This is a genomic window from Fibrisoma limi BUZ 3 (assembly GCF_000296815.2).
Lineage (GTDB): Bacteria > Bacteroidota > Bacteroidia > Cytophagales > Spirosomataceae > Fibrisoma > Fibrisoma limi.
The window spans coordinates 46,040-52,536 of sequence record NZ_CAIT01000001.1 but is presented as its reverse complement, the minus strand read 5'-3'; the positions used below and the strand labels follow the sequence as shown (position 1 = coordinate 52,536).

Annotated in this window: 5 protein-coding genes; all 5 read right to left on the bottom strand. The window is 52.7% G+C overall.

The window, feature by feature from the left end; genetic code table 11:
* Nucleotides 1-25: 25 nt before the first annotated feature.
* The 5 genes from BN8_RS00215 to BN8_RS00195 all read right to left on the bottom strand — a co-directional run bounded on the left by BN8_RS00215 (nt 26) and on the right by BN8_RS00195 (nt 6,415).
* Complete coding sequence (locus BN8_RS00215) at nt 26-3,286, bottom strand: hypothetical protein (protein ID WP_009279731.1); 3,261 nt, start codon at nt 3,284-3,286, stop codon at nt 26-28.
* Nucleotides 3,287-3,319: 33 nt separating this feature from the next.
* The gene (locus BN8_RS00210) at nt 3,320-4,384 is read right to left on the bottom strand and encodes an NAD(P)/FAD-dependent oxidoreductase (RefSeq protein WP_009279730.1); all 1,065 of its coding nucleotides are present in this window, start codon (nt 4,382-4,384) and stop codon (nt 3,320-3,322) included.
* Nucleotides 4,385-4,423: 39 nt separating this feature from the next.
* A complete protein-coding gene (gene cmk, locus BN8_RS00205; protein ID WP_009279729.1) occupies nt 4,424-5,134 on the bottom strand; it encodes a (d)CMP kinase in 711 nt (236 codons plus the stop codon).
* Nucleotides 5,135-5,221: 87 nt separating this feature from the next.
* Entirely contained in the window at nt 5,222-5,803 is a 582-nt protein-coding gene (locus BN8_RS00200; protein WP_009279728.1) for a GNAT family N-acetyltransferase, read from the bottom strand.
* 30 nt (nt 5,804-5,833) lie between these two features.
* Nucleotides 5,834-6,415: a LutC/YkgG family protein gene (locus BN8_RS00195; RefSeq protein ID WP_009279727.1), complete on the bottom strand. Its 582-nt coding sequence runs from the start codon at nt 6,413-6,415 to the stop codon at nt 5,834-5,836.
* Nucleotides 6,416-6,497: the final 82 nt, after the last annotated feature.

Genomic DNA, 6,497 nt, shown 5'->3' with positions numbered 1-6,497 from the left:
GTTATGATTGATAAGACAGCAAGGCTTAGAAATCGTATCCCAGGGTTAGATAAGCAATAGGTTTGCTGACAACACGATTCTCCAGGCCCCATCCGTAGTCGAACTTGACAAAATAGCCAAACAGCATTGTCCGGGCACCCGCACCGTATCCAATCAGGAATGGATTCTTAAAGTTGGTGACCGTAGCCCGGAACGGGATACGCGGGTCGCCAATAACTTCGGTATTCAGGCTGTTCTGCTGGCTAAATGGCCCTTTTCCTGTCCAGGCAGCCCCAATGTCCGTAAAGGCCACCAGTTGCAGATTACGCAGGAAGTTCGACGTGATGTTACCCCGATACAGGTACCGTACCAGCGGTAGACGCAGTTCGCCATTGAAAAGCAGGTGGCTGTTGCCCGTCAATTTACCCTGGCGGAAGCCACGAAGCGGTGCCGCAAAATCGAGGAAGAAAACATCCCGATAATCGTCCCGGGTTTCCGATTGCAGGTTCAACGGGTTCGTTGCTATGTTCTCTTTCTGTGCACCAATCCAGTTTTCCATACCGCCCAGGGTACTTTGCTTCGGCGACGGCCCACCCGACTGGCTGAATGACATACGTAGCGCCAGAACCAGATCGCGGTGAATTTTCTGATAGTGACGCAGATCGAGCGTGAATCGACGGAATCCTTCTGATGCCTGCCGCATACCGGCATACTCTTCAAAGCGAGCTTTCATCCGCGTACCGATAATCATGTTCATCCCATTCACTTTGGTATTGTCGAACACAAACTCGCCCCGCAGACCGACGTAGTCGGAGGTGCGATCCGGATTGTTGATATACGACAGATCAACCAGGCGCGTGATGGCGTAGAACGGCGATACGGTGAAACGACTATTGACGGAGAGCGGATACGACGCCGATAAAGCAAACCGGTTGTAGCGGTACTTCTGGAGCAACCCATTGTTATCGTTAAACAGCGTCTGCCGATCAACCCGCGCCCCAAAGTCAATGCGGTTGGTCAGGTTATGATACTCCGCAAACAGGTCGCTGTTACGTAGCGTCGTTGTGATGAACAGACCAGCCCGCAATACGTGGTTTTCGAGCAGATCGTTCATTGTTATATCCTGAGCGTAGCCAAAACCCCGAATCGGATCAATCCGCCAGGACGAAGCGGCATCGCTGGCCACGAACAGACCTTTATAATCAAATGGGCCGCGAATGGTGATGTTCTCCCGACGGCGATTCCGTGGAGGAGCTACCGTCAGACCCGGCAGGGCGGTGGTGGCACTCCGACGCTGGCGGTACTCCGACGACCGCAGTACGTCGGGATCAAACTGATAATTATCCGTGTCAACCTCGCCCGGCTCCAGGGCCAGTCGTTTTTCCGGATCAGGCGATAAACTACCCGACGGCTGGCGACCCTCCGTGGAACGAGCCGCTGTAGAATCGGCCGGGCGGGGCGTTGTATCAGGCCTTATTACGACGGTAGTTTGAGGCTTTGGCGTAGTAACCAGACCAGTGCTGATGCTTCGCTGGGTTGGGGGGTTCTGAACGGTCTGGTTCAGGTTCAGCTCCGACCGAAACCCAATGTATTCGTCGCCGTCGCTGAGACTACTGTATACAAACCCCCGATTTGAAGGAATCAGGTCATACAACCGAATGCCCTGCGGCAGGGCCGTAACCGGCCGGACTGCGTTCGTCAGCGTATCGAGCCGATACAGGTTACGGATACCGTTGATATCATTGAGGAAATACACCACGGCTTCGTCGGCTGCAATGGCCTGCGTAGCATTAATAAGCGAGTCAGTAAGCCGGGTCAGCGACAGTTGCCGCGCACTACCTTCGTGCCGGAACAGGCTCATACGGTCCCTGATTGTACGATACGTACCTTTATCAACCCCGAGCGAATCCTGAAGTCTGTTTGATGAGAAAATAACGTTACGGGCCGTCCGACCAACAAACGACGGGTATAGGTCGTCGTACAGATCGTTGGTAATCTGCTGGTACGTACCCCGGTTGATATTGAACAGGAACAGATCATTCTGACCACGCCGGTCAGCACTTAGGATCAAACTACCGCCGTCCTCCGAAGCATCGACCGCCATAACCTGGGTGAGGCCATTAATGGGCCGTCGAAATTGCAACCGGGGGCTTTTGCGGTCGAAGTCGGCAAACTTATACAAATTCGTTTTGCCGTTTTCGTCAACAATAACAATCAGGCTGTTACCTTTCTGCCAGGCCACCAGCGGAGTGCTTGTCCGGGCCGCCTGCCCATCGAGCCGATAGCCGCCCGACAACACCGACGTTTTTTTGCGGTTAGTCGTGTTCACCACCTCAACGCTGTATTTGCCATCCCGCAGCGTACCATAAGCAATAAACTGCTTATCAGGACTTAGCTTAAGGCTGGTCAGCAGGAGCTTGCCATCCGATGAACTGAGTTTGATCCGGAAATCGTCATTTCCACCCGGGTAGGATGGCCGAATGGCGTTGGCCATACCCGCATAGTACTCGCGCCATTCGCGCAGGAACCGGTTGTAGGGAATGCCCAACGTGTTGGAAATGCTGTTTTGCTCATTGCGAATGATACGCGTCAGGTTCAGTATATTCGATACGTTGTCGCGGCCGTATTTCTGCACAATGTAGTTCCAGATCGAATGGCCGACCCGTTCGGCTTCCGCCCCCGACAGCAGCGATGGTTTCCTGATCGGCCGATTCAGTGATACGTCGCGCATGTAGTCGTCCAGTTCAACGCTATTACCTTCGGCAATGTACGACGCAATACCAGGCATGAACCAATCGGGCAACGTGAGCAGCAGCGAACTTTGGAGCGCGTCTTTCAAACTGCCGCCATACAACATATCGTACACAAACAGCATCGAAATGTCGTGAATGATCTGCCGGCGAAAACTCACCTGATCGCCGGTGAAGGCAATCTCTACCCGCGACTTAGAGAGATCCAGTTCCTGGCTGCTCAGCCCCCCCTGCGCGTTGAGGCCAATGTTGCTTTGCGCCAACTCCTGCGGAGAGTTGAACAAAAAGATTTTAATGCGATTGTAAGGCGTATAACCGAGCAGTTCAGTGATCCGGTCGAACTCTGACTCAGCGTATTGGGCTGTCAGGTTGGCAATCTGGTTTCCGTCCTGGTAGTAATAGATTTCGAAGTTGGAAGTTCGGATAATCTTCCAGTCAAAATTCCGATACTGAATACGATTTTTACCGAACCGCTCGAGCGATGGGTAATTCTGCGCCATGGCCGTACTCAATCCCCCCAGCCACAGACCTAACAGAAGTATGTATTGATTTCGCATACGAAGCTTGCCAACACCAAAAAATTTGAACTTTTATGCACGGTAATATAACGAAAGATACCGGCTAATATTCGCTTCGGTATCTAAATCTTCAGCGTCTAACAGGTATCCAGCAAACTGGTTAGCCAGATAAGGTGCCAGCGAAACGCCCTTCGTTCCCATCCCACCAAAAATGCCGATGCCCGGGAATTCGGGGTGTAGTCCGACAAACGGGCGCCGATCTTTGGTCGACGGACGGATACCGGCCTGTTGACTCACTACCTGATACGGTACTCGCAGAATATCACGCACTTTCGATTCTAAAAACTGCCGACCGTCCTCCGTTGTTTGCCAATCCAGGTCATGCCAGGTATACGTAGCACCAATTTTTATTAAACCGTTCCGAACCGGCAAAATAAACAGCCCTTGATTGACTACATCTTTGATAGGATAATCTTCGACAAGGGCCGTCAGAATCTGTCCTTTCACGGGATTATACGGCAGCCAGTCAAATAATGGATTCTCGCGGGCCTGCACACCATCACAAAATATTACTTTATTAATCGTGTGCCCCTGCCACGCCACCGTTTTCGAATTGATTATCAAATCAGTGGCTTTGATCCGAGCGTCGACGTATTGACCTTTATTGATAAAATAGGCCCTGATACTTTTAACAAACTCACTTAAATCGACCCACCCAGCCTGGGTTACAGCCAGCCCTCCGAACGGATTATTGATATATGGACTATACGACTCATTATCAATAACTTGTTTAATATAAGGCTGAACAGCGGGTTCCGCTGTAAGGGCCAGGTAGTCGTTTTGCTCTTCAATCGATCGGAACGGCCGGTAAATATCAATCGGGTGGAAAAAGTGGGCACCCAGTTTTTGCTCAATGTCGGTGTAGAAACGGTGTAGAAACGGAAATAGCTGATCGGCCTTCCACGTCCGGACCAGTTTCCTACCCGTAAGGGGGTTTACGATGCCGGCTGCCACCGCCGAAGCGGAGGGCAAGGTCGGATCGTCGGCCAGCCAGACCGAACAGCCCCGCTGGTCGAGAGTCCAGGCCAGCACGGACCCGGCCACGCCTTGCCCAACGATCAGATAATCGATAGTCATACCGGATGCATTAAGAGGAAGTAATCGGAGCAGCCTGGGCTACTCCTGACTGAAATGTCCTTCGCGGTGAAGCTCAGCGATTCGCTGGTCGGCCTGTTGAATTACCCAATCGACCTGCTCCTCGATGGTCATGTGCGACGTATCGAGTAAGGTTGCGTCCGGAGCCTGTACCAGCGGGCTCTCGGCGCGGGTTGTGTCGATGAGGTCGCGCTTTTCAATATTTTTGATAATGTCCTCCAGATTTACCAGCTCGCCTTTTTCCAGCAGTTCGCGCTGGCGTCGTCGGGCACGGATGTAGGTATCGGCGGTCATGAATACCTTCACTTCGGCGTCTGGAAATACCTTGGTGCCGATGTCGCGGCCATCCATGACTACGCCCCGTCGGCGACCCATCTTCTTTTGCTGCGCTACCATGGCCCGGCGAACTTCCGGAATGGCGCTGACCTCACTGACAATGTTGGAGATGTACATCTTCCGGATTTCCTCCTCCACGTTCAGGCCGTTCAGGCAGGTTTCGTTCCGGCCGGTGCGCTGGTTGAAATTAAACGTAATGTGAATGTTTTCGAGGGCGCTCACTACTTCCCGGGGATTGGAAAGCGCTACGTGTTCCTGCGTGAAGAATAAACTCACCGCGCGGTACATAGCCCCCGTGTCAATGTAGCCGTATCCCATGCGGGCAGCTACGGCTTTCGCGGTCGTGCTTTTTCCGCAACTGGAGTATCCGTCTATTGCAATGACTATTTTAGACATGAAGTCAGACCACCGAAGTGGCAAAATTTGCGCAAGATAGCCACAAAAATAAGGTTTACCCAACCGAAAACGGAACTGGTTCGAGCCTTACGACCGGGGCAGTCCCGTCAGGTCGATGTGTTCCTCGCGCAGCATGGCAAAGATGTGTTCGTCGAGATATTGATTGTTTTTTACGGCGGCTTTGCGGTGAATGGCTTCGTGGCGATACCCGGCGGCTTCCAGCACCTTCATAGAACCGATGTTCTGCTCGAGCACGCAGGCAAAAATCCGGTTGACCTGAAAATTCCGAAAAATATAGTTTGTCATAATCGGTACAGCCTCCGACATGATGCCCCGGCCCCAGTAGTCCTCGCCCAGCCAGTAGCCAATCTCGGCGTTGTAGCGGTAAATGTCGTCTTTTACCGTAAAGCCAACATTGCCAACCGCCTGTCCATCAACATCAATTGCCAGATTGTTGGGCATCTGCTGCGATTTGTTGGAACGCACCCACGAATGCGCATCGCGGGGGGTATAGGGGTACGGAAAAAAATCACGAACGTTGTTCCAGATCCGGCGGTTGCTGGCGTGTTTCGACAACGATTCTTCATCGCCCTCGCGCCACGGGCGGAGCCGACAAGTGGACAATTGAAACGTGATCAAGGTGGTGGCTTTTGGCAAGTCGTAGGTCATATCGACACTAACTAGGTACACTCATAAATGTTACCATAATATGACGGTTAAGCTTCGGGCCCCGTGGGCACCGATCACCAGCGACTGCTCAATATCGGCGGTTTTTGACGGTCCCGCAATAAAAACACCGTAGCTAAGCTGTTCGCGGTCAATGCGCTGATAGGCTGCGTGCATATTCGGCACCAGCGCATCCTGCCTGACTATCAGAATCAGATGCTGGGTAATGAACGGCAGCGCGCGGTGAAGCATGTTTACTTCCGGCACCCAGATCGCGGCATTCTCGGCTACCGCAAACTCCCCCTGCAGCACCGCCACATCGATTTGTTCAAGTGTGACTTTGTCCGCATCTGCGTCAATTGGAATCAGGTCAATACCTGGGATGGGCACCGACGAAGCTACGCGGCCCGGCTCCGGAAACCGCCGACGTATCAGGTCGCCAAGGGAATCACTGGGCGAAGCCTCCATCAATTGTCCACCTATGAACGCCAGCGCATCCTGAAAGCGCCCCAGCCGGTCATCGTCGCCGTAGGTGAAGACCGGAAGCACAGGCATCGGTTTTTCGTCGGGTTTATTCTGGCGAACGCGGGCCAACAGTTGATCACGGGTTGTCATTGCTATAGTATTTTATAGACCAATACTACGATTAAATTCATCGTTCCGCAATCCTGGTTTATCCTGCTTTTTTCCGGCATTC

Coding starts and splice junctions, on each gene's coding strand:
- BN8_RS00215 (WP_009279731.1), bottom strand. CDS start 3,286: ATGCGAAATCAATACATACTTCTGTTAGGTCTGTGGCTGGGGGGATTG.
- BN8_RS00210 (WP_009279730.1), bottom strand. CDS start 4,384: ATGACTATCGATTATCTGATCGTTGGGCAAGGCGTGGCCGGGTCCGTG.
- cmk (WP_009279729.1), bottom strand. CDS start 5,134: ATGTCTAAAATAGTCATTGCAATAGACGGATACTCCAGTTGCGGAAAA.
- BN8_RS00200 (WP_009279728.1), bottom strand. CDS start 5,803: ATGACCTACGACTTGCCAAAAGCCACCACCTTGATCACGTTTCAATTG.
- BN8_RS00195 (WP_009279727.1), bottom strand. CDS start 6,415: ATGACAACCCGTGATCAACTGTTGGCCCGCGTTCGCCAGAATAAACCC.